Annotated in this window: 17 protein-coding genes; 9 read left to right on the forward strand and 8 right to left on the reverse strand. The window is 36.9% G+C overall.

Annotated features, from left to right (window positions below; all coding sequences use genetic code 11):
* Positions 1-115 precede the first annotated feature (115 nt).
* The 3 genes from katG (at position 116) to AEQU1_RS00975 (ending at position 3,749) form a co-directional block, all read left to right on the forward strand.
* A complete protein-coding gene (gene katG, locus AEQU1_RS00965) occupies positions 116-2,395 on the forward strand; it encodes a catalase/peroxidase HPI (protein WP_111878060.1) in 2,280 nt (759 codons plus the stop codon).
* Between the two features lie 84 nt (positions 2,396-2,479).
* Positions 2,480-2,950, forward strand: a complete 471-nt coding sequence (locus AEQU1_RS00970) for an ankyrin repeat domain-containing protein (RefSeq protein ID WP_111878062.1) — start codon at positions 2,480-2,482, stop codon at positions 2,948-2,950.
* 22 nt (positions 2,951-2,972) lie between these two features.
* Positions 2,973-3,749 carry an amidohydrolase gene (locus tag AEQU1_RS00975; RefSeq protein WP_111878064.1) on the forward strand — a complete coding sequence of 259 codons (777 nt, stop codon included), beginning with the start codon at positions 2,973-2,975 and terminating at the stop codon, positions 3,747-3,749.
* Here AEQU1_RS00975 and AEQU1_RS00980 read toward each other — a convergent pair.
* Entirely contained in the window at positions 3,736-5,340 is a 1,605-nt protein-coding gene (locus AEQU1_RS00980) for an Ig-like domain-containing protein (protein WP_146743695.1), read from the reverse strand. The two genes, AEQU1_RS00975 and AEQU1_RS00980, sit on opposite strands and share 14 nt — an antisense overlap.
* 78 nt (positions 5,341-5,418) lie before the next feature.
* Positions 5,419-6,081 carry a ComF family protein gene (locus AEQU1_RS00985; RefSeq protein ID WP_111878067.1) on the reverse strand — a complete coding sequence of 221 codons (663 nt, stop codon included), beginning with the start codon at positions 6,079-6,081 and terminating at the stop codon, positions 5,419-5,421.
* Between the two features lie 83 nt (positions 6,082-6,164).
* On the opposite strand from AEQU1_RS00985, the gene AEQU1_RS00990 reads away from it, so the two are divergent.
* Complete coding sequence (locus AEQU1_RS00990; RefSeq protein ID WP_111878068.1) at positions 6,165-7,052, forward strand: hypothetical protein; 888 nt, start codon at positions 6,165-6,167, stop codon at positions 7,050-7,052.
* 85 nt (positions 7,053-7,137) lie between these two features.
* On the forward strand, positions 7,138-8,673 hold the full coding sequence (locus tag AEQU1_RS00995; RefSeq protein WP_111878070.1) for a glycine--tRNA ligase: 1,536 nt from the start codon (positions 7,138-7,140) through the stop codon (positions 8,671-8,673).
* Positions 8,674-8,718: 45 nt separating this feature from the next.
* Here AEQU1_RS00995 and AEQU1_RS01000 read toward each other — a convergent pair whose 3' ends face one another.
* The 3 genes from AEQU1_RS01000 to AEQU1_RS01010 all read right to left on the reverse strand — a co-directional run bounded on the left by AEQU1_RS01000 (position 8,719) and on the right by AEQU1_RS01010 (position 13,109).
* Positions 8,719-9,105 carry a hypothetical protein gene (locus AEQU1_RS01000; protein ID WP_111878072.1) on the reverse strand — a complete coding sequence of 129 codons (387 nt, stop codon included), beginning with the start codon at positions 9,103-9,105 and terminating at the stop codon, positions 8,719-8,721.
* Positions 9,106-9,228: 123 nt separating this feature from the next.
* Positions 9,229-9,606 carry a hypothetical protein gene (locus AEQU1_RS01005; protein ID WP_111878073.1) on the reverse strand — a complete coding sequence of 126 codons (378 nt, stop codon included), beginning with the start codon at positions 9,604-9,606 and terminating at the stop codon, positions 9,229-9,231.
* A 38-nt stretch (positions 9,607-9,644) separates the two neighbouring features.
* Positions 9,645-13,109, reverse strand: a complete 3,465-nt coding sequence (locus AEQU1_RS01010) for a hypothetical protein (protein ID WP_111878075.1) — start codon at positions 13,107-13,109, stop codon at positions 9,645-9,647.
* 124 nt (positions 13,110-13,233) lie between these two features.
* On the opposite strand from AEQU1_RS01010, the gene AEQU1_RS01015 reads away from it, so the two are divergent.
* Both AEQU1_RS01015 and AEQU1_RS01020 read left to right on the forward strand, forming a co-directional pair.
* Positions 13,234-14,004 (forward strand): exodeoxyribonuclease III, encoded by a 771-nt coding sequence (locus AEQU1_RS01015; protein WP_111878077.1) that lies wholly within the window; start codon positions 13,234-13,236, stop codon positions 14,002-14,004.
* Positions 14,001-15,038 carry an NADP(H)-dependent aldo-keto reductase gene (locus AEQU1_RS01020; RefSeq protein WP_111878078.1) on the forward strand — a complete coding sequence of 346 codons (1,038 nt, stop codon included), beginning with the start codon at positions 14,001-14,003 and terminating at the stop codon, positions 15,036-15,038. Before AEQU1_RS01015 ends, AEQU1_RS01020 begins: the two co-directional genes overlap by 4 nt.
* Here AEQU1_RS01020 and AEQU1_RS01025 read toward each other — a convergent pair.
* From AEQU1_RS01025 to radA, 3 genes are all read right to left on the reverse strand, one after another.
* Positions 15,035-16,399 (reverse strand): acyl-CoA dehydrogenase family protein, encoded by a 1,365-nt coding sequence (locus AEQU1_RS01025; RefSeq protein ID WP_111878080.1) that lies wholly within the window; start codon positions 16,397-16,399, stop codon positions 15,035-15,037. The genes AEQU1_RS01020 and AEQU1_RS01025 overlap by 4 nt on opposite strands.
* A gap of 67 nt (positions 16,400-16,466) precedes the next feature.
* Positions 16,467-17,600, reverse strand: a complete 1,134-nt coding sequence (locus AEQU1_RS01030) for a M23 family metallopeptidase (RefSeq protein ID WP_111878082.1) — start codon at positions 17,598-17,600, stop codon at positions 16,467-16,469.
* Between the two features lie 33 nt (positions 17,601-17,633).
* Positions 17,634-18,995 (reverse strand): DNA repair protein RadA, encoded by a 1,362-nt coding sequence (radA, locus tag AEQU1_RS01035; RefSeq protein ID WP_111878084.1) that lies wholly within the window; start codon positions 18,993-18,995, stop codon positions 17,634-17,636.
* Between the two features lie 47 nt (positions 18,996-19,042).
* On the opposite strand from radA, the gene AEQU1_RS01040 reads away from it, so the two are divergent.
* Together AEQU1_RS01040 and AEQU1_RS01045 are read left to right on the forward strand one after the other, a co-directional pair.
* The gene (locus AEQU1_RS01040; protein WP_111878085.1) at positions 19,043-21,907 is read left to right on the forward strand and encodes a sensor histidine kinase; all 2,865 of its coding nucleotides are present in this window, start codon (positions 19,043-19,045) and stop codon (positions 21,905-21,907) included.
* Positions 21,908-22,558, forward strand: coding sequence for a response regulator transcription factor (locus AEQU1_RS01045; RefSeq protein ID WP_111878087.1), 651 nt, complete (start codon positions 21,908-21,910; stop codon positions 22,556-22,558). It abuts the gene before it with no gap.
* The last annotated feature ends 2 nt before the right edge of the window (positions 22,559-22,560 follow it).

Here is a 22,560-nt window from a genome sequence, read left to right on the forward strand (position 1 = left end):
AGCTGAAGCGCTATAAGTTTTATCGATTAAAAGATTAAAACAACCGATTGATTTTTAAAGTATAAGCGATTTTAATACTTATTTTAGTAAGATACAGTTCAAAAACTCTTCAATAATGGAAAACGAAAAAGATAAAAACTATCACAAAAACGGAAACCCAAGTGGAAATACAAGCGATGTTTGGGAAATAAATGACAATGATGCAGCAGCCCAGTGCCCCTACTTCGGTAATGTACAGCATCAAGTTGCTGGTGGTGGAACCACAAATGGTGATTGGTGGCCGAATAGTTTACGATTGAATGTATTGCGCCAACAGAGCTCAAAATCGGACCCAATGGGAACTGATTTCGATTATAAAAAAGAATTTGAAAAATTAGACTACAATGCGCTAAAGCAAGACCTTAAAAAATTAATGACCGATTCCCAAGATTGGTGGCCTGCAGATTATGGCCATTATGGAGGTCTCTTTATACGAATGGCGTGGCATAGCGCGGGAACGTATAGGGTAACGGACGGGCGTGGTGGTGGAAATACCGCAAACCAACGTTTTGCACCTTTAAACAGCTGGCCGGATAACGGAAATTTGGATAAAGCACGCTTGTTGCTTTGGCCAATTAAACAGAAATACGGCAAACAAATTTCTTGGGCAGATTTATTGCTTTTAACGGGAAATGTAGCTTTGGAATCTATGGGCTTTAAAACATTTGGTTTCGGTGCAGGACGCGAAGATGTTTGGGAACCAGAACAAGATGTTTATTGGGGTTCCGAAACACAATGGCTTGGAAACGACAAGCGTTACGAAGAAGGTCATCTTGAAAAGCCTTTGGCAGCAGCACACATGGGATTGATTTATGTAAATCCAGAAGGACCAAATGGAGAGCCTGATCCACTTGGTTCTGCACACGATATTCGCGAGACCTTTGGCAGGATGGCTATGGATGATTACGAAACCGTAGCTCTTATTGCTGGCGGACATACTTTCGGAAAAACCCACGGAGCTGGTGATGCGGAAGAATATGTAGACTCCGAACCAGCGGGAGCGGGAATTGAACACCAAAGTAAAGGTTGGATAAACAGTTATAAATCTGGATTTGGTGATGATACCATAACTAGTGGCTTGGAAGGTGCTTGGACGCCAGTTCCGAACAGATGGGACCACGATTATTTTAGAGTGTTGTTGGATTATGATTGGGAATTAACTAAAAGTCCAGCTGGAGCCCATCAATGGAAACCCACTGCAGCTTCTAATGCCGATAAAGCACCAATGGCTCACGACAAGTCCAAAACACAGGATTTAATGATGTCCACAGCAGACATTGCTCTTAAAACAGATCCTGCATATTTAAAAATATCTAGACATTTTCGTGAAAACCACAAAGAATTTGAAGATGCATTTGCACGTGCTTGGTATAAATTAACACATCGCGATATGGGACCTGTTTCCCGTTATTTGGGCCCAGAAATTCCTACTGAAGAATTACTTTGGCAAGATCTAATTCCAGCCGTTAACCACACTTTAATCGATGATAAAGATATAGCTTCATTAAAAGGCAGAATACGTGATACAGGTCTTTCTATTTCTGAATTAGTCGCTACCGCTTGGGCTTCCGCTTCAACATTCCGCGGATCTGATATGCGCGGAGGTGCCAATGGTGGAAGAATTCGTTTAGAGCCACAGAAAAATTGGGAAGTGAATAATCCTTCGCAATTAGCTAAAGTTTTAAGTAAACTTGAATCAATTCAAAAAGACTTCAACAACAATCAAAGTACTGATAAAGAAGTTTCAATGGCAGATTTGATTGTTCTTGGTGGATGTGCAGCTATTGAAAAAGCCGCTAAAGATGCCAGTTATAATATAACTGTTCCTTTCACTGCCGGAAGAGGCGATGCTTCTCAAGAACAAACCGATGTAGATTCTTTTTCACATCTTGAACCTGCTGCCGATGGCTTTAGAAATTATTTAAAGCCCAAACAACATGCTTCCTTTGAGGAATTATTGGTTGACAAATCACAACTATTAACACTTACTGTTCCTGAAATGACGGTATTGGTTGGTGGGATGCGCGTTTTAAAAACCAATTTTGATGGTTCTGATCATGGCGTGTTTACAAACAAACCTGGAACATTAACAAATGATTTTTTTGTAAACCTTCTGGATTTGGGAACAACTTGGAAGGCAATTGGAAGTGATGATCGAGTTTTTGAAGGACGTCATCGCGCAAGCAATACTTTCAAATGGACCGGAACGAGAGCAGATTTAATTTTTGGTTCCAACTCTGAGCTTCGCGCAATTGCCGAAGTTTATGCCAGTGAAGATTCAAAAGAGAAATTTGTTAAGGATTTTGTCTCCGCTTGGAGCAAAGTGATGAATTTAGATCGTTTTGAATTGAAATAATCATCCTGTTAGTTTGAGCGCAGCCGAGAACTAAATGAAGTTTCGATTGCGCTCAACCTGTCATTATTTTCTTAACTTTATAGAATGCGAGAACAACTTTTTAATGCAATAAGAGAGGACGATTTTGCCAAAGTTGAACAACTTTTGGAAAGCAATCCTGAATTAGTTTCCACGAAAGACACCCGAGGTTCCACACCTTTACTACTCGCAACTTACTATGGCTTTCACGACATTTCAGAAATTATTTTAAAAAACCCTCAAAATATTGACGCGCAAGATGCGTCTGGTAATACAGCTTTGATGGGAGTTTGTTTTAAAGGATTTGATAATATTGCCAAATTGTTGTTAGAAAAAGGCGCAAATCCAAACACAAAAAATTTCAACGGTGCCACGGCTTTAATATTTGCTGCAACTTTTGGACGAAAAGAAATAGCCACTTTGCTTTTGCAGAAAGGCGCAAACACATCTTTAGTAGATGATAAAGGACTTACGGCAGCAGATCACGCTAAAATACAGGGAGTCAAGGAAATGGTGGAATTATTAGAAAAAAAATAGCTAATAATGAAAGAATTTTAATTTGAAAGAATTATTTAAAATTACAATCATTCAAAGTGAGTTGCATTGGGAAAATGCTGAAGCAAATCGTAAAATGTTTTCCGAGAAAATTCAAAATACCAAAGACAAAACCGATTTAATAGTTCTTCCTGAAATGTTTACTACAGGGTTTTCAATGAATGCTGAAAAACTTGCCGAAGCAAACGATGGAAAAACATTATATTGGATGATTTCCGAAGCACAGAAAAACAATTGTGCAATAACCGGAAGCGTTATTATTACTGAAAATAATCAATTTTACAACCGCCTTTTTTTTGTTTTTCCAGATGGGAGTTACAAAAAATATGACAAGAAACATACCTTCACTTTAGCAAAGGAAAACGAAACCTATTCCGCTGGAACCGAACTTCTGATTGTTCATTATAAAGGATGGAAAATCTGCCCCTTGGTTTGTTATGATTTGCGGTTTCCTGTTTGGGCAAGGAATACGGAAGAGTACGATATTTTAATTTATGTTGCCAATTGGCCTAAAGTTAGAACCCTTGCTTGGGACACATTGCTGCGAGCCCGAGCTATTGAAAATTTGGCGTATTGCATTGGAGTGAACCGTGTAGGTTTTGATGGAAATGACCACGAATATATAGGCCACTCAACTATTTATGATGTTTTGGGCAAACAGATTTCCACTTCAGTTTCTGGAGAATTTTCAGAAAACATTACTTTGGAAAAAGAACACATTAACACCAACCGGAAGCATTTGCAGTTTTTGAATGATCGCGATCACTTTACTTTAAAGTAAACGTTTCATTCAAACTCCAATTGGCTCGGACTTCAATTTGCGTTGGGTAATAAATAATTTTTTCGGGCTCCAAACGATTTAGAAAACTTCCCGTGTCCCAGATACCATTTTCGTTATCATCGTATATTATTCTTAAAAAATATTTGTCTGGGGAAAGCGCATCAAAAAATACAGGTTTGTTTTCGTTTAAATATTCCTCACCCACAACATTGTATTTGCTGTCCACCATTTGTACAATTACAGGAAAACGATTTACATTCACCAAAGTAAGATTTAGCGTTCCATAATCTGAAGCCAGTCGAGTATTCACCGAAAATTGTAATGTATCATTGCTAGCGTCAAAAAAATCTGTCAATGCTCCCGGTAAAAGCTTCACTAAGTAGCTTTCATCCTCTTTCTTTGGAAAAAATACTTCTGCCCAATTATATTCTTTATTCAACTTTACTGTGGCTTCTACGAATGAAGAATCTTTCGCCATCACTTGAAATTTTTCAGCATTAAAAGAAACCAGCGGTGTATTGGCGCGTATTTTAAAAGTATCCTTCAATTTAAGCGTCCCCGTTTTTAATGCCGAAATTTTCAGTGAGTCTTTAAAAAGTTCACGCATTCGCACCGTGGCCGTATCAATACTATTTCCGTTGGCAACTTTAAAAAGTAAAGAATCTGTTTCAATAGCAGGTTTAAACCAGTAATGGAGTGTGTCTTTTTTTTCGTCTTTAAAAACAGTTGAAACATAATCTTCCGGCACTGGGGAAAGCATTTTAATACTTAAGCTATCTGCGCGTCCTTCATAACCAAAAACAATATGGTTTTTCCCTACTTGATTAGGCCGAGCTAATTTATAATCTGGGGTTTCTTTAAAAAGCGTAAGTGTATATGTTGAATCTGTGGGAAGTGTAATTAACTGCTTTACAAAACCAATTTTATCGTTTTGTGGCTGAAAAATGTAATCGCTATTTTTCTCCTTCAAAGCTAAAAGCAGATATTTTCCTGATTTCAAATTGCTCAGTTCAAAAGTCCCAATGCTGTCTTTGGTTACCGTTATATAAGTGGGTTTTTCAGAATAGATTAATGAATCTGTAAAAGTTTCGTTCACCTCATAGAGCATTACCGTGGTCGGAATTTCGGGAGTGATGTGCTGTGCATCTTTTACTTTTCCCGAAAGTTTTAAGCTATCAATATAACTTCCCGTGGAAAAAATATATTTAAAGTAATCGAACTTATTTTCCTCGTTATTGTCCACAATACTGTTACCAAAATTGAAAGAATAGGTGGTATTGGGCTTTAAAGTGTCTAAAAGCTTAATTTTTAGCGTTTTTGAAGTACTTAAAGGGGTGATTACGGGGGCAAATTTCATTGGTGGCGAAATAATCAATTCCTTATTAATTTCTTTCAGTTTTATATATTCATCAAAACGAATTTCAATTTCGTTTCCCGTAAAGTTAATACTGTAGTTTTCTGGGCTACTATTCACAATAATTGGTGGAATAGTATCTCGTGGCCCACCGGAGGGCGTCCCTTTTTTTGCGCAGTCCACAAAAGAAAGCATAAATAAAAAAGCAATGGGAATATAAAGAAGGCGATGTTTCACTGAGTGCTATTAAAATTACTTAACGATGGATTGCGGTTTCAAAAATAAACAATAACCTTTTACCATTTGGAAATAACTTTATGATGTTGCAATTGTAGCGATACTGATGCTTGCATTTTCGGCTTTCAACAATTGTAACGCACATTTTTCAAGCGTAGCGCCTGTGGTTATAATATCATCCACCAATAGTACGTGTTTGTTATTTATTTTTTCCAAATTTTTTACTGTGAAAATTTCCTCGGCCTCAAAACGAAGCATTCGCGTTTTAAAAACCTGCGAGCCACTTTTGGAAACTTTTATTAAAATATCATCTTCATAGGGAATATTCAACGCTGTTGCAATTTCTTTTCCAAAACCTTCCACTTGATTGTAGCCGCGTTTTTTCAATTTTTGTTTGTGCAATGGTACCGGAATTACCAAATCAATTTCTTGGTAGGCGGGAATTTCTGCAAGTTCCGCCCCCAACCATTTTCCAAAAAATGAACTTATTTCTTTTTGTCCACGGTATTTTAAATTATGTAATAATTCTTGGGTAATTCCTTTTTTCTGAAAATCGACGAGAGCTGTTGCATTTTGGACCAAAAATCTACCATAAAATTTATTTTTAAGCATATCGCTTCCCGTTTTGTGAAAAGATGCCAAGGGAATTGAATGAATACATTCTTCGCACAAAATCTCTTGTCCCTTTAAAAGTGGCTGTTTACAACCATTACAAATTTTGGGAAAAAGTAAATTTAACATATTTTAAGAATTTTTACCATTTTGTAAACGTTTGTTAAAGAAATACCTACCTACATTTACCGTTCAAACTTAACTTATTAATTATGAGTACAGAAAACGAAAACAACAGTGGCAAATTTAAGATCCTTATAGGGGTTCTATCGGTTTTGCTAATTGCCTTGGCGGTTTACACCGTAACACTATTTAACGATAGTAAAAATACAGTATCAAACCTTGAGACGCAAAAAGCAGATATTGAACAAGAACTTGAAGGATTAATTGCAAATTATGACGAAGTAATTAAGGACAATGAACTTAAGGACAAAGATCTACTTGCAGCCCGAGAAAGAATTACAGTTCTTTTAGATTCTGTAAAAGGTGCACAAGCTAATATTGGACTCATAGAACGATACAAAGTAGAAGTGGGCAGATTAAAACAAGAACGCTCAATGCTCTTTAAGCGTGCTGATAGTTTAATTGCTGCAAACAAACAACTTGCAATGGAACGCGACAGCACTTCCATGGAGCTCTCAAACACACGAATGGTGGTAGATTCTGTTAGCCAAGAAAATATGGCGATGAATGAAACAATTAAAAAAGGTTCTATCGTTAAAGCTACTGACCTTCGTGGAGAAGCTGTAATTATAAGAAACAGTGGAAAAGTAGTTGACACAAAACGCGCCAGTCGTGCAGATAAAATAAGAACCTGCTTTACATTAGCTCCCAATGCTATTGCGCAAAAAGGCGATAGAATTCTATATGTTCAAGTAATAAACCCAAAAAATAAAATGATGGGTGACAATGTAGTTAAGCAATTTGAGGACAAAAACCTTAACTATAGTGCTTCCACAAATGTATTTTATGAGAACGATGAACTTGACGTTTGTATCCTTGTAAACTCTACAGAATCTGATCTTGTAGAAGGTAGATATACTATCAATCTTTTTGATGGTGCAAGCCAAATTGCAACCACCACAATGGAGCTTAAATAAGATTATTTTATAATAAGAGTAGGTAAATTATAAAATAAATGAAACCGCCGTGAACATATCACGGCGGTTTTTTTATTTTTGCGCTATGGCAAATAACGAAGATCAATTTAAAAAAGTAGTATCTCACGCAAAGGAGTACGGTTATATTTTTGCATCCAGCGAAATATACGACGGCCTTAGCGCTGTTTACGACTACGCCCAAAACGGTGTAGAATTAAAGAAAAACATCCGAGAATATTGGTGGCGAAGCATGGTGTATATGCACCAAAATATTGTAGGAATTGATTCCGCAATATTAATGCACCCCACAACTTGGAAGGCTTCAGGCCATGTTGATGCTTTCAACGATCCGTTGATAGACAACAAAGATTCTAAAAAACGCTACCGCGCAGATGTGCTGATTGAAGATTATGCTGAAAAGTTATATCAAAAAGCCCAAAAAGAAATTGAAAAAGCAAAAGGCCGTTTTGGAGACAGTTTTGATGAAGAACAATTTACAACCACCAATCCACGCGTTGTTAAGTATCTTGAAGAACAGCGTTCCGTTTTAGAACGAATGGCACGATCGCTCGAAAAAGAAGATTTGGCAGACGTCAAAGCTTTGATTGAAGAGCTTGGAATTGCCGATCCTGAAACTGGTTCAAAAAACTGGACAGAGGTGCGACAGTTCAATTTAATGTTTGGTACAAAACTGGGAGCTTCAGCAGATAGCGCGATGGATCTTTACCTACGCCCTGAAACTGCCCAAGGTATTTTTGTAAATTTTTTGAACGTTCAAAAAAGCGGACGGATGAAAATTCCCTTCGGAATTGCCCAAACAGGAAAAGCTTTTAGGAATGAAATTGTTGCGAGACAATTCATCTTTCGAATGCGGGAATTTGAACAAATGGAAATGCAATTTTTTGTTCGCCCTGGAGAAGAACTAAAATGGTATGAGTACTGGAAAGAAACCCGCTTAAAATGGCATCTTTCCCTTAGACTGGGAGAAGAAAACTATCGTTTTCACGATCACGAAAAACTGGCGCATTACGCCAATGCTGCAACAGATATTGAATTCGATTTTCCTTTCGGATTTAAAGAATTGGAAGGAATTCATTCCCGAACCGATTTCGATTTAAAGGCACACGAAAAATTCTCAGGAAAGAAATTACAATTCTTCGATCCAGAATTAAATGAAAGCTACGTGCCTTATGTAGTTGAAACTTCTATCGGTTTAGACAGAATGTTCCTTGCCGTTTTGAGCAATTCGCTTCAAGATGAAACGTTGGAAGACGGAAGTGTGCGTACTGTTTTAAAATTACCTGCCATTTTAGCTCCCGTAAAAGCAGCTGTTCTTCCATTGATAAAAAGAGATGGTTTGCCAGAAATTGCACAAAAAATTATTGAAGATCTACAATGGGATTACAACGTAATTTATGACGAAAAAGATGCTGTGGGAAGACGCTATCGCCGCCAAGATGCCGCTGGAACACCATTCTGCATCACCGTGGATCATCAAACTATTGAAGACAACACTGTAACCATACGCTATCGCGACACGATGAAACAGGAACGAATTTCTATTGAAGAAATTTCAGAAAAAATGAAGGAAACCATTTCATTCAAAAACTGGCTTTCCTAAAATTTTAAGTGGTTAATTTTATATTTAAATGGGGAGGACATTTATTTATCCTCCTTTTTTTATGTCTGTAATTTCCGCGGGAGTTGCTTTATCACAACGATTCATTCGGCGCAAACCGTTGAACTTAATCCAAACTTTTTGCCCATCTTTTTTATAGGTTTCCTCCAAATTAATTGGGTCTAAATAATAAAACTCCATCTTATCTCCTGGCATTTGTATCGTGTACGGGCAATCGCCTTCTTTATCAGAGTATACAATAGTTCCCAATAAATAGCCTGCTGCCATCATTTTTTGTGGATCCATTGTTTCTGTGCTTGAAGTGGTTTCCGAAGATGTTGTTTCAGAAGTGGAAGTAGTTTGGGGTTGCTTTTCTGTGGTGCCACAGGAAAGAATTAAGGTTGAAAAGATTGCAAGTCCTATTTTTAAAAACATTTTGTTGGGTTTAAAATGAATTTTGAAGATACAAAAACTATATTCTTCTAGAATATTTTAGAATCATTTATATGAGAAGAAAAAAGCTCTTTTATTAGAAACTTTTTTTCAATATTTAAACTTTTATTCATCGCGATTTTCAATTTCTATAATGCTTACAGGAGCAGCTTTTTCACATCGATTCATTCTATTAAGCCCTGCATATTTTACCCAAATAGTTTGGCCATCAGTATGAAAGTTTTCGTCTAGATTTATTGGGTCAACGTAATAAAAATCCCTCTCACCTTCTTTTAACTGAATTGTATATTCACAATCGTCAGCTTCTTCAGAATAAATTATTCTTCCCGGCAAATAACCAGCATCCATCTTTTCTTTTGCAGCAATTTTCTTCGCTTCTATCTCAGCAGGACTATTGGTTTCAACATTTTGAGACCGATTACCTATTGTTCCGCAGGAAACCAGTACAAAAGTTAAAAATGCAATTATTATTTTTGAACCCATGATTAAATAATTCTAAATGAAGTATGAATATACAAATTTTAAAAATACGCCCGCAACTGAATACTTCCAGTATGCACGGTTTTGGTAGTTTCGCTTTTTCTTCCAAAATATGAAAGGTTGGCATCCAAATATTTTGTTATTCGTTTCTGAAAAAGTAATCGCCATGTAAAATTGGTTCCAGGCTGCAAACCTTCCAACATTTGATAAGCCACAGGTGAAAAAGCACTGCCTTCAAATTTGTTATCAATATAATTGAATTCGCCATTTATTGAAACTTTTTCGGCATTTGTATATGCAAAAGAAAAGCCCAAGGTTTGCTGGTTCAGCATTTCCATATTGCCCAATTGGTTGTCTTGGTTTTTAAATTCGTAAAAAACATCAAACCGAGTTTGTTGGCTGAGTAAATAGGAAATCTTTGGATTAAATTCATACGAATCCAAACGATAATTTCGATTCGCAAAATTCTCAGAAAGACTTTCATTACTACCCGTTGCGCCTTTTAAATTCAGCAACCAACTTTCCCAAAACTTATGATTGAAGTTCAATTGATGGCTCTTCAAATCGCTACGCTGTAAACCTGTGGCGAGCAAGTTGTCGCTAGAAGTGGAAATAAAAGTGTAACTCGTGGTTAAATGCTGTTTTCCGCGATTGAAAAATAAAGCATTTCTAAAATTTAGCGTAAGTCCTAATTGGTCATCCCCACCATCTTCAAAAGGATTAATGTTGAAGCCATCGTTTTTTCGCTTCACTTTCCGGTCTAAAACATAGGAGGTTTGATTATAGAAATGTGACAACACTTTTTTAAATCCTTCTTTATTTGACCAATTTTGCGGGTTTAATGTGAGGATCTGACTGAATTTATTTTCCCTTATTTTCAAGAACACCTGATTGGGAAGCAAAATCCGGATGTATTCCGCTTGGTCCTGAAACTGTGCTACTTCAAATTCTTCCAACTCCTGAACCCCGTTATTATTATAATCAATCCAGGTATAAACGCCCTGCCCCGCATCTGTTTTTATATACGTAAACTCTTGTTGCGGAATAACGCCATTATTAGATTCTAAGGCTGTATTCCAGCGAATACCACCATCAAACAACGCTTGATTGTATAAAATTCTTGAATTCAAGGATCGCTCAGTTTCTCGAACACTATTTATAGGAGGCGTAAAATTGTTTATACCCGTTCCATTTCTTAAAAAAGGCTCATATTTTAAAGTTCTATAATTCGCAAAGGCTGAAAGCTGTGTGTTTTCAGTATTTATAAGGCGTGATTTTAAATAATATGTATTTGATGAATTCACTTTTTGAAGTAAATTATTCCGAACACTGTCATTCACACGGAACTGATAACCCGCTTCCACAAAAACTTTCGTACTATCACCAATACCAGAAAAGACTTCAAAAGAACTGAACTTCTGACTTACGGGCGAAATGCTATCACGTGAAACATCTTGTATCCGGTTGTCTTCCAACGCAACTTTTCCGCCAACCCAAACTTTTTCAAAAGAATAGGTGGTAATGTTATTCAATCTGAAAAATTTTGAGGAAATAGAATCTGCTTTACTATTTAAATAGCTTCCGTAGGTTAGTAATTTTAATTTTTTCAGTTTTAATTCCGAAGCCATCACATGGCGCGTACCGTTGAAATTCTCCGTATAATTTAAATTTTGAAACTCGTAACGGCCACCGCCAATTTTTGGGTGCGAAACCTCAACCCCAGAAATCACAAAACTTTGATTTCCCATTGGATTTACAAGGTTCCAATCTCTATTAAATTCAATATTATAAAGCCTTTCCACAGTTCTAAAATCTCTTTGGACAAAATCTAAGGAACCAAAAGCATCCACTTTAAGCGTATCTGCAGTTGTCAAAACACGTTGCTTGAATGCCAATCTTCCAGCAAAACCATCGTTGTTACCGTCGTCAATATCACTAAATAGGTTGAGATCGTTTTTGCTTCCCGCAACTTCAAAATCAATTCGTGATTTCTCCGAAGGGTGAAAGCTTCCATTTAAGCCACCAACTTGAATTTTTATAGGAGCATTTAGGCGAATAATGGGCTCATAATTACCCTGCCTTACTCCGTTTACTGGAGCCACATACTCAAATATACGGCTGATGGCATTGGTGTCGCTTATCACATAATCACCGTTATTGGTGCCTACGAGGGAAAATCGGACACTAAAAAGCTCGTCGTCGGGATTGCTTGAAAACACAAAAATATCTTCACCATTTATGTTTTCCTTTTTATAAAGAATTTTATTTTCAGAATAGGTGTCTGGCACGGCTGAAGGAGCGTTCATTAAATCACGATCATCACCCGCAGCATGTAGAATAGCCACCTGCTCTTCGGAAAGGTTTTGTTGCAATGGCTGGTTTTTAGCATCGTTTTCAGAATAAACATATACGCCCAAATCTAAATTTTCACTAGTATAATTTCCGCCGCCATAACCAATAAAACGTGTATAACTTCTATCGGTATATTGATATTCAACCGTAATACGCATATTACTCGTGATTGGATATGTTGGATTGAATTTTATTTCGCCTGCGTTATAATCAATTACATAATCTTCGTTCTCACCACGTTGAAGAAGCAAACCATTTACGTAAACCCGTTCGCTACCAGAAACTACTAAAATATATAGTTCACCGTTGGGACCAACCAATTTATAAGGCCCTTGATTTCCTTCCTGTCCAACAAATTCACTTTTTGAAAAAACACCTCGCACCAAAGCGCCTGATGCAAAGGCCGAAATTTTGGAACCGTCTTCATTATTAAAAGTTCCGCCAAGCGAAATTCCCTGCACTTTTTTTGTAAATCTTCCGAAATAACTATTGTTGTTCTGCAAATCAATATCACCTGCGCGAATGTTCCAATCATCTCCATAAAGCTCAATAAAAATTTGATCAAATTCATTCAAGCTTTGCGAATAACCACCTTCCTGTGCCGGAATATTAGAGTCTTGAATGGAAGCACGAATGGAAACTTTGTCGCTCAGTTTTCCAATAATTTGTAAATCCAATTCACTATTTACCACAGCGTTTTGATTGTTCCCAATAGTAATGCCCCTTGAAATGCTTCCGGAAGTATTCAACCCGTCAAAGGGGGTAAAAGTATTTTGATTTGTGCTTTCCTGCAGCGAATATAGCTTATCAATTTTTCCTGTATTTTCAACAATAATTTTAGGATCGAGTGCGAAATAATCTCGTGTTAAAAAATCTGGATACCGTAAATACTGAATGGTAAGCGAATCTTGCTGTTGCTGCAATTCTTCGGAAAAGATAATAATCCCTTTTTTAAAATCCATCAGATAGCTAAAAGGATCTGGCGAATTTCCGTTTTTATCAAGAATGGCAAACCGTTTTGGATTAATGCTCACGCTATCTAAAACCACGGTGTCTTTCACTGCAACTTTCTTTTCGCGGTAGTTTGAAGAAATATCCTGTGCATGGCCAATGGCCGCAATAAAAAGAAAAGAAACTAACAGGTAAAACTTCATCATCAATATAACTGAATGTAGCGTATTATATTTTGTGAATATATTATGAAAATCTTTACTGGCGTGAGCCGTGTAAAAATACAATGTTAATTAACTTAGTGGCCTTTAACAAACGCTTCTTACAATGAAAATTATTTCATACAACGTAAACGGAATTCGAGCTGCAATGCGCAAAGGGTTTATTGACTGGTTGAAAGCCGCAAACCCTGATGTTATATGCCTTCAAGAGACCAAAGCCAATTTTGACCAAGTGGAAATCGAGGAAATAGAAAAAGCTGGTTATCCCTATCACTATTGGTACAGTGCGGTAAAAAAGGGCTATAGTGGCGTAGCAATTATTTCCAAAATAAAACCAAATCACGTTGAATACGGCACAGGCATTGAATATATGGATGCAGAAGGAAGAAACATCCGTGTTGATTTTGACGATGTTTCTGTAATGAGCCTGTATTTGCCAAGCGGAACAAACATTGCCCGTTTGGAGCATAAGTTCACTTATATGGCAGATTTTCAAAAATATGTTGACAATCTGAAAAAAGAGATTCCGAATCTGGTGATTTGTGGTGATTACAACATTTGTCACGAAGCAATAGACATTCACGATCCCGTTCGGAATAAAAACGTTTCAGGTTTTTTACCTGTTGAAAGAGAATGGTTGGATGGATTTATGAAAAGTGGTTTTATAGACAGTTTCCGCCATTTTAATAAAGAACCGGACAATTATACTTGGTGGAGTTACCGCGCCAATGCACGAAACAACAACAAAGGTTGGCGAATAGATTACAATTTGGTTTCGGAACCGTTATTGAAAAATTTAAAAAGAGCCGTTATTTTGCCGGAAGCGATGCACAGTGACCATTGCCCACATTTAGTGGAACTTGAATTCCAAAAATGAAATATACAATCCTCCCAAATACAGATTTAAAAATAAGTAAACTTTGTCTTGGCACCATGACTTGGGGCCAGCAAAATACAGAAGCCGAAGCCCACGAACAGCTCGATTTTGCTATTGAAAAAGGAATTAATTTTATTGATTGTGCCGAAATGTATCCCGTTCCCGCAAACCCAAAAACGCAGGGGAGAACAGAAACTTATATTGGCAATTGGTTGGCCAAAAAGAAGAATCGTGAAGATTTGATCATCACCTCAAAAATTGCTGGACCAAGCCGAAATATGGATCATATTCGGAAGCCTTTGGACTTCAGTAAAAAATCTTTGGAAGACGCACTTCATAAAAGTCTAAAAAGATTACAAACAGAATATATCGATCTTTTTCAACTGCATTGGCCAGAGCGAAACACCAATTATTTTGGCCAACTTGATTACACCCGTAAAGAGGATGAAGTTTGGAAAGATAATTTTTCTGAATTGTTAGCAGATTTGGAAGATTTCGTGAAAGCGGGAAAAATTCGCCATATCGGACTTTCAAATGAAACCCCTTTTGGCGCAATGCGTTGTATGGAAGAATCGCGAAAAGGAAAGTTAAAAATCGTTTCGGTTCAAAATCCATATAATTTGGTGAATAGAAAAGACGAAATTGGTCTTTCGGAAATTCTTCAACGTGAAAATATTGGCTATTTAGCGTATTCGCCCTTAGGCTTCGGAACACTCACTGGAAAATATTTAAATGGAATAGCCAATGAAAATTCCCGAATCAATCAATTCAAACAATATACTCGTTACAGCAGCAAACCTGCTTTGGAAGCAACACAACAATATTATGAAATTGCCAAAAAGCACAACCTGAATTTTGCGCAAATGTCTTTAGCATTTATTCTTCAGAAGAAGTTTGTAACTGCTCCAATTATTGGCGCAACTTCAATTACCCAACTTTCAGAAAATATTGAAAGTATCAATATTTCGCTTTCAAAAGAAATTTTAAAGGAAATTGATATGATTCACTCTCAAATTCCAAATCCGGCGCCTTAAACAAAAGCACTATAACCCGTAATCGCACGACCAACAATTAAAGAGTTAATTTCTTTGGTGCCTTCATAGCTATAAATTGCTTCGGCATCGGCAACAAAGCGTGCTACATCATATTCTAATAAAATTCCGTTTCCGCCCATAACTTCGCGTGCCTGACTAACTACATCGCGGGTTCGCATACTACAGAATACTTTTGCGAGTGAAGCGTGTTCATCAGTCAACAAACCTTCATCCTGTAATTCCGAAAGTCGGAAACACATGGTTTGCATCGCGGTTAAATTTGCGACCATTTCTACCAAATGATTTTGAACCAATTGAAATGAGGCTATTGGTTTTCCAAACTGTTCGCGCTTTTTTGTGTATTTCAAAGCTGCTTCATAAGCACCTCGCGCGCAACCGACCGCTTGCCAAGCTACTCCGGCACGTGTCATTCGCAATACCTTTGCCGTATCTTTAAAAGAATCACATTTTTGAAGACGGTCACTTTCGGGAATGCGGCAATCAGTCAAAGTTATTAGCGCATTTTGCACGGTACGTAGCGCCATTTTATTTTCAATTTTTTCAGCTTTGAACCCTGGATTTCCTTTTCGAATTAAAAATCCTTTCACTTGATCGGAAGCTTCATCGCGTGCCCAAATAATAATAACATCGGCAAATGTGGCATTCCCAATCCATTTTTTCTGTCCGTTCAAAATCCATTCATCGCCTTCCAGCCTACACGTAGTATCCATACCCCCTGCAACCGCCGATCCAACTTCGGGTTCCGTAAGTCCAAAAGCACCGATTAGTTCCATTTTGGCCATCTTGGGAAGCCATTCCTGTTTTTGTTCCTCACTCCCGCAGATGTATATGGATCCCATAGCAAGACCGCTATGTACGCCAAAAAAGGTGGAAATGGAAACATCTACTCGAGCAAGTTCCATAGCTATAATTCCTTCCATTACGTATGTTTCATCTGGTGTTCCGTAACCTTCATAGGTAAGTCCGCAAATGTTTAGTTCTGCCATTTTAGGAATGATTTGGAATGGAAATTCAGCCTTGTTCCAGTATTCATTGGCAATTGGCTTAATTTCGTCTTCCATAAAATTGCGGACTTTTATTTGTAGTTCGCGTTGTGCGGGAGTAAGCTTTAAAGCCATATCATAAAAATCACCGTCAATCGGGGGCAGTTTGTGCTGTCCCTTTTTTCCACCTTTGTGCTTCAGCATTTTCATTAAACCTGCCAATTGACGGTCGTCTAGCTCGCCAACAGTTTTCATTATTTCAGAAAGATCTACTTTTTGCGAAAGTTTACCGAGCGCATCAAGATCGATGTCTTTCATTAAATGAATAGTTTGCTTGATTTTTGAAAAGATGGACATAGTATTTTTTTTCAGAATTGAATTCTAAAGATACTATTAAGCAATTTTTTTGATGGCTAAAGAAAAGTTAATTTGAAGGAAGGGGTTTTATAACAGTTTCGTTTACGTAACCTTTTAAACTGTCCGAAGTTTGTATGTGAAACCATTTTTGGTTTTTTCCTAAAACGATAATTGTATCGTTCTTTTTTAAACTTCCAAATTCTTTGTAAACCGAAGCAGGACCTTTCCGAATTTCAGACCGGTTTTTTAAAGTGACCGCTTTTATAACAGAAGAAGGCATTTCGCTGGTTTGTATTTCGGTCTTTTTGATAAACGAAAGCGGATTCACCGCCCCTTTTGATTTATAAATCCCAAAATGAAGATGCGGTGGAGTAGTTTTGGCATTTCCTGTGTTTCCAACAAAACCAAGTGTATCGCCAATTTTTACTTTTTTCCCTTCAGAAACTGCAATGCTATCTAAATGTGCGTAATAGATAGTTTTTCCAAAAATACCGTCCTTCAACCAAACCTGTTTCCCGCCCAGACCGCGCTCCCCTGTTGAAGATACTATACCATCGGTGACGGCAACAACCGGCGTTCCGCGATCTGCAAAAATATCAACACCTTCGTGGGAACGACTTCCCGCGTCGCGAGGATCTGCCCAAAAACTTTGGATATTTTTATTGCCAGCGCCACTTACCGGAAACTCATACAGCGGTTCTGTATAAATTTTCAATACAAAAGGAATTTGCAATTGCATTTGCGGTTGCACAATAACTTTATAAAAGCCGGAAGTTTCAATCTCCAGAGAAAGAGTGGATTTTTTATCATCGGAACTTTTTAAATGCTTGAAAATTTTAAGGGAATCGCTCTTAGCCTGAAAAAGATCTACAAAAACAAAAGCAGAATCGGGCTGTTTTTCAACCTCAATCACAATGCGCTCACCTTCTTTCAACTGAATATTATAACTGTAAACGTTGAAATTTTCTATCGAGAAAACGCCACTTTCAGAATATGGCAGTGTGATTTGAATACTGTCATGTTTTGCACTTTCAAAAGCATTTTTCCAACGAAGCAATAGCGAATCATTTTTTGAAAAGTTGCGTTCGTATACTTCGCGCGCTGTTGGTTGTATTATTACATCTGCTGCTTTACGAACTTGCTTACAGCCCGAAATGAGTATTCCTAAAAATATTAAAATGAAAAGATTTCTGTAATTCATAGCGATGTTAAAGTAACAGAAATTGTACCAAAATTAACCAAAAAGATGATGTACAACATCGTGAACTTTCGCCACTTTGATAATATTTATGTGAAAATTATTCTTTGGAATTTTGCAATATTTTGAAATAACTATGGAAGTAAAGCCAAGTTTTTCGGCTTCCAAAATTCTTTGTTCAACGCGAGTCACGGGTCTAACTTCACCAGCAAGACCAACCTCAGCAGCAAAGCAGAGGCGTTTGTCAATGGCGATATCAATATTTGATGAAAGTACTGCGGCAACTACGGCCAAATCAATCGCGGGATCGTCTACGGTTATTCCACCAGTAACATTTAAAAAAACGTCTTTTGCTCCAAGCTTGAAGCCAGCGCGTTTTTCCAAAACGGCAAGAATCATATTCAATCGTTTTGCGTTATAACCCGTAGCACTTCGCTGTGGCGTGCCATATACAGCACTGCTCACCAAAGCTTGAATTTCAATCATCAATGGCCGCATGCCTTCCAAAGTTGCAGAAATAGCGGTACCACTTAAATCTTCATCATTTTTGGAAATCAGTATTTCCGATGGGTTTGAAACTTCGCGCAAGCCGCTACCCTGCATTTCATAAATACCCAATTCATTGGTGCTTCCAAAACGGTTTTTATTAGCGCGTAGAATTCTGTAAATATGGTTTCGATCGCCTTCAAATTGAAGAACAGTATCTACCATATGTTCCAAAATTTTTGGCCCTGCGATGTTTCCATCTTTAGTAATATGACCAATAAGAATTACTGGAGTTGCGGTTTCCTTTGCAAATTTTATAAGTTCTGCAGTAGTTTCGCGAATTTGTGAAATACTTCCAGCAGTGCTTTCAATAGCATCAGTATGCAGTGTTTGGATGGAATCAATTACGACAATATCTGGTTCAATTTCTTCAATGTTTCTGAAAATATTTTGTGTTTTTGTTTCGGTTAAAATGAAACAGTTTTCTGAAATTGGCTGAATACGTTCGGCCCTCATTTTTATTTGCTGCGCACTTTCTTCACCTGAGACATACAACGTTTTGTAGGGAAGTTGGAGTGCAATCTGAAGCATCAACGTACTTTTCCCTATTCCAGGCTCACCACCCAAAAGCGTCAAAGATCCCGGGACTAAACCGCCTCCAAGCACGCGGTTTAATTCGTTATTTTTTGTATTTAGCCGAGCTTCTGCTTGCGTTGAAATTTCTGAGATACGTTGCGGCTTAGCAACTCTTTTTGAAGGGCTCTCTGGAGATTTCCAACTTACCCTTTCGGCTTTTTGGATTATTTCTTCAGCAATGGTATTCCATTCTTTACAGGAATTGCATTGCCCCTGCCATTTGGCATATTGTGCGCCGCAGTTTTGGCAGAAAAATGTGGTTTTTGTTTTGGCCATAATAGTCAGCTAAATTAAATATATTTACGCTACAAACCTTCGCTAAAATGAAACGCTTATTCCTCACACTAATTTTTTTGTGTATTTGCTCGTTGGTTGTTACCGCACAGCAATACCAATTTAAAAAATATAAGGTTGAAGAAGGTTTAGTTAACAACGAAACCTATGCTATTCTTCAGGATACCAAAAATAGAATATGGGTTAGTACTACAGGAGGAATAAGTTGTTTTAACGGAAAAACCTTTAAAAATTATACTACAGAAGACGGGTTAGTCTCTAATATTTGTTTCAGCATTTTTGAAGATTCCAAAGGACGTATTTGGGTTGGGACTCTAGACAGGGGCATAAGTATTATTGAAAATGGAAAAATAACGAATCCAAAAGGTGTTGATTTTGCATATTTGGGAAGCGCCACCAATATTTTGGAGGGCAGCAACGGCACTATTTATATAATTTTTGTAAAAGGTGTAGTAACCTATAAAAATGGAAAGCTAGAGTATTTAATAAAAGGAACAGAGAAAAACCAGATTTCTGGTCTACAACACGCTGATTGGTATGACAGAAATACATTATACTTAGCATCTTCACAGAAAGGCATTTTTAAAATAACTCTAAATCCATTAAAAATTGAAAACATTTTCAATGAAAAAGATGGCATAAACAATATTTGCTATTCGGTTTTCATAGATGCTAAAAAAGATGTTTGGGTGGGTGCATATGGGGAACTTTATAAAATATCAAATGGAATACTCACGAAGTTTAAATTCAAACCAGAGGATTTTGACAAAAACCGTATTTATGGAATTTATGAAGAAAACGAAGATGAGTTCTATTTGAGTTTTGAAGGCAATGGTTTCGGCATTTTCAATAAGCAAACAGGTGATTTAAAAGTAATCAATGAAGCACAAGGACTTCCCAGTAAATATATTTACAGGATAATTAAAGACACCGAAGGCAATCATTGGATGACTTCATATGGTGAAGGAATTATTCGTTTTAGAGATACTTCGTTTAAGCTTTATGATGACACACAAGGGTTACCGTCAAAATCTGTAAATAGCATTGTGGAGTGGAACGAGGATTGGATTGTTGCCACGGAAAGTGGCGCAGTTGCGATTGACAATAAAAAACAGATAAGTCAAATTACCCCTAACAAACCCATAAATAACCTTTTGGTAACGCCAGAAAATAATCTGTTTTATGCATCTGAAGAGGAAGTATGGGAACTTTCCAAAAACACTACCCAAAAGCTTATAGATAAAGGTGATTATAACCTTTTGTATAAAGAGAGCGAGAAGACATTTCTATTTGAAACAAACAGAATAAAGGTATTGGAAAAAGATTCTACCTATTTCATAAAAACTAAAAGATCTATTGACATAAAGCCAATTGGTGATAGATATATACTTTGTAAAATAGCGGGATTATTTCAATTAAAAGACGAAAAAGTAGATACCATTCCTGGCTTGAGCCCCTTAGATCATTATGATTTTAGAAGTATCGCCACCATTAATAAAAACGAAGTTATCGCTGGAAATGTAAAAAAATTATATCATATAAGTTTTGTAGATAATAATTTTAAAATACAAACTATTGATTTGACACGCTTTGCATCCTTAAAACATTTTCGCGCCTTAATGGTTGATAGCAACAATTTATGGCTGGCAGGCCGAGATATTTTATTAAAAGTTGATTTAGATCTTTTATTGAAAAAGGATAGTATAGTAGCCTCACAATATAATACGATTGCACATTTTCTGCAAAATGACATTAACTTTAATTCGCTTACAATTACTAAAGACAAAACAATCTTGGCAGGCTCATTAAGCGGTATGCTTGCATTTAATGAAAAAGATTTTATCCCAAATACACAACCTCCAAAACTCGCGCTTTCAGAAATATTTTTGTTTTCCGAACCATTGGAAGATAGTTTATATAGAATCAAAAATGAGTTAGTACTTCCATATCAAAAAAATTACTTGACTTTTAATATGGAATCAATATCCTTTACCAACCCAGAAGAAGTTAAATATAAATACAGACTAATTGGACTTCGCAACGGCAATGAATGGTCGCTACCAACAAAAGATTCAAATGTTGTTTTTTCATATTTGCCCCCGGGAAAATATACTTTTGAATTTACTGCAACCAATGGTGATGGGATTTGGCAATCCACTCCTTTCCAATATTTATTTACCATAAAGGTTCCCTTTTGGAGAACCTCGGCATTTTGGATCTCTATATTGTCCATAACGGCTCTGGGTATTTTTCTTTTTTATTATTATAAAAACAAAGTGGAGCGTAAGCGGAATGAAACCTATACCCATAACCTTATTAAAGCGCAAGAAGAAGAACGTACACGTTTGGCCCGTGAACTTCACGACAGCGTAGGGCAAAAATTGATGCTCTTGACCAAGAAAACAAAAGCCACAGGTAATCCTGAAATGGAATTTTTGGCAAGTAACACTTTAGAAGAATTGCGAACTATATCTAGAGGTCTTCATCCTGCAACATTGGAGCGTTTAGGGCCAACGGTCGCAATCAGAAATATGATTGACGAGGTAGATGCAAATACAATTATCTTTTTCACACACGAAATTGACGACATAGATTCTTTGTTAAGCAAAGAAGCATCACTACATTTGTATAGGATTATTCAAGAAGTGTTAAACAATATGGTAAAACACGCTGAAGCAAAAGTTGCCTCCGTGACTATCGAAAAAAAGAAAAGCACCATTGAAGTCGTTATAATTGACAAAGGCAAAGGTTTTGAACAATCTGAAAAATTTAAAACCAGCGACAGTCTAGGAATGAAAACATTGTTAGAACGCGCAAAAATATTGCACTCAAAAATTGATATTAAGAGTCAAATTAACAAAGGCACAACCGTAACGCTTATTATTCCAATTTAAATGATTGAAAAAAAAGACATTTCCATTGTTATTGCAGATGATCACCCCATGATCCTCAGAGGATTAAATGAGGAGCTGATGACCAATGAATATAACGTTGTGGGCCAGGCAGTAAATGGAATGCAGGCTTTGGAACTTCTTTTAACCCTTAAACCAGACGTCGCTCTTTTAGATATAGATATGCCGCTACTTACTGGTTTTGAAGTAGTGAAAATGGCAAAAGAAAAGCAGATAGCTACTAAATTTATTTTACTTTCCTTTCACAAAGAAAATGATTATATATCTCAAGCTAAAGCACTTCAAATAAATGGCTATTTACTTAAGGAAGATTCCTTTTCTGATATTGAAAATTGCATTCAACGTGTTTTAAAGAACGAAGAATGTTTCAGTAGCGCCTTTGAGGCGGCTTCCCTTGAAAGTGTTTCTGAAGATTTAAAAAGAATTAAACATTTAACATCTTCCGAGAAAACTATTTTAAAATTAGTTGCACAGCAAATGAGCAGCAATGAAATAGCAGAAACGCTTTTTATTTCAATTCGTACCGTTGAAAAACACCGCAGTAATATTATTACGAAACTAGAGATTGAAAACACTACCAATGCACTTACAAACTGGGCGTATTTCCATAGAAATGTTATTAAAGAACTTTAGAT

The sequence above is a fragment of the Aequorivita sp. CIP111184 genome (genome assembly GCF_900489465.1).
GTDB lineage: Bacteria > Bacteroidota > Bacteroidia > Flavobacteriales > Flavobacteriaceae > Aequorivita.

Excerpts from the sequence above, each read along its gene's own strand:
- AEQU1_RS01010 (WP_111878075.1), bottom strand. The coding sequence starts at position 13,109 with ATGAAGTTTTACCTGTTAGTTTCTTTTCTTTTTATTGCGGCCATTGGC.
- AEQU1_RS01030 (WP_111878082.1), bottom strand. The coding sequence starts at position 17,600 with ATGAATTACAGAAATCTTTTCATTTTAATATTTTTAGGAATACTCATT.
- radA (WP_111878084.1), bottom strand. The coding sequence starts at position 18,995 with ATGGCCAAAACAAAAACCACATTTTTCTGCCAAAACTGCGGCGCACAA.
- AEQU1_RS01020 (WP_111878078.1), top strand. The coding sequence starts at position 14,001 with ATGAAATATACAATCCTCCCAAATACAGATTTAAAAATAAGTAAACTT.
- katG (WP_111878060.1), top strand. The coding sequence starts at position 116 with ATGGAAAACGAAAAAGATAAAAACTATCACAAAAACGGAAACCCAAGT.
- AEQU1_RS01040 (WP_111878085.1), top strand. The coding sequence starts at position 19,043 with ATGAAACGCTTATTCCTCACACTAATTTTTTTGTGTATTTGCTCGTTG.
- AEQU1_RS01015 (WP_111878077.1), top strand. The coding sequence starts at position 13,234 with ATGAAAATTATTTCATACAACGTAAACGGAATTCGAGCTGCAATGCGC.
- AEQU1_RS01045 (WP_111878087.1), top strand. The coding sequence starts at position 21,908 with ATGATTGAAAAAAAAGACATTTCCATTGTTATTGCAGATGATCACCCC.
- AEQU1_RS00970 (WP_111878062.1), top strand. The coding sequence starts at position 2,480 with ATGCGAGAACAACTTTTTAATGCAATAAGAGAGGACGATTTTGCCAAA.
- AEQU1_RS01005 (WP_111878073.1), bottom strand. The coding sequence starts at position 9,606 with ATGGGTTCAAAAATAATAATTGCATTTTTAACTTTTGTACTGGTTTCC.
- AEQU1_RS01000 (WP_111878072.1), bottom strand. The coding sequence starts at position 9,105 with ATGTTTTTAAAAATAGGACTTGCAATCTTTTCAACCTTAATTCTTTCC.
- AEQU1_RS00990 (WP_111878068.1), top strand. The coding sequence starts at position 6,165 with ATGAGTACAGAAAACGAAAACAACAGTGGCAAATTTAAGATCCTTATA.
- AEQU1_RS00995 (WP_111878070.1), top strand. The coding sequence starts at position 7,138 with ATGGCAAATAACGAAGATCAATTTAAAAAAGTAGTATCTCACGCAAAG.
- AEQU1_RS01025 (WP_111878080.1), bottom strand. The coding sequence starts at position 16,399 with ATGTCCATCTTTTCAAAAATCAAGCAAACTATTCATTTAATGAAAGAC.
- AEQU1_RS00985 (WP_111878067.1), bottom strand. The coding sequence starts at position 6,081 with ATGTTAAATTTACTTTTTCCCAAAATTTGTAATGGTTGTAAACAGCCA.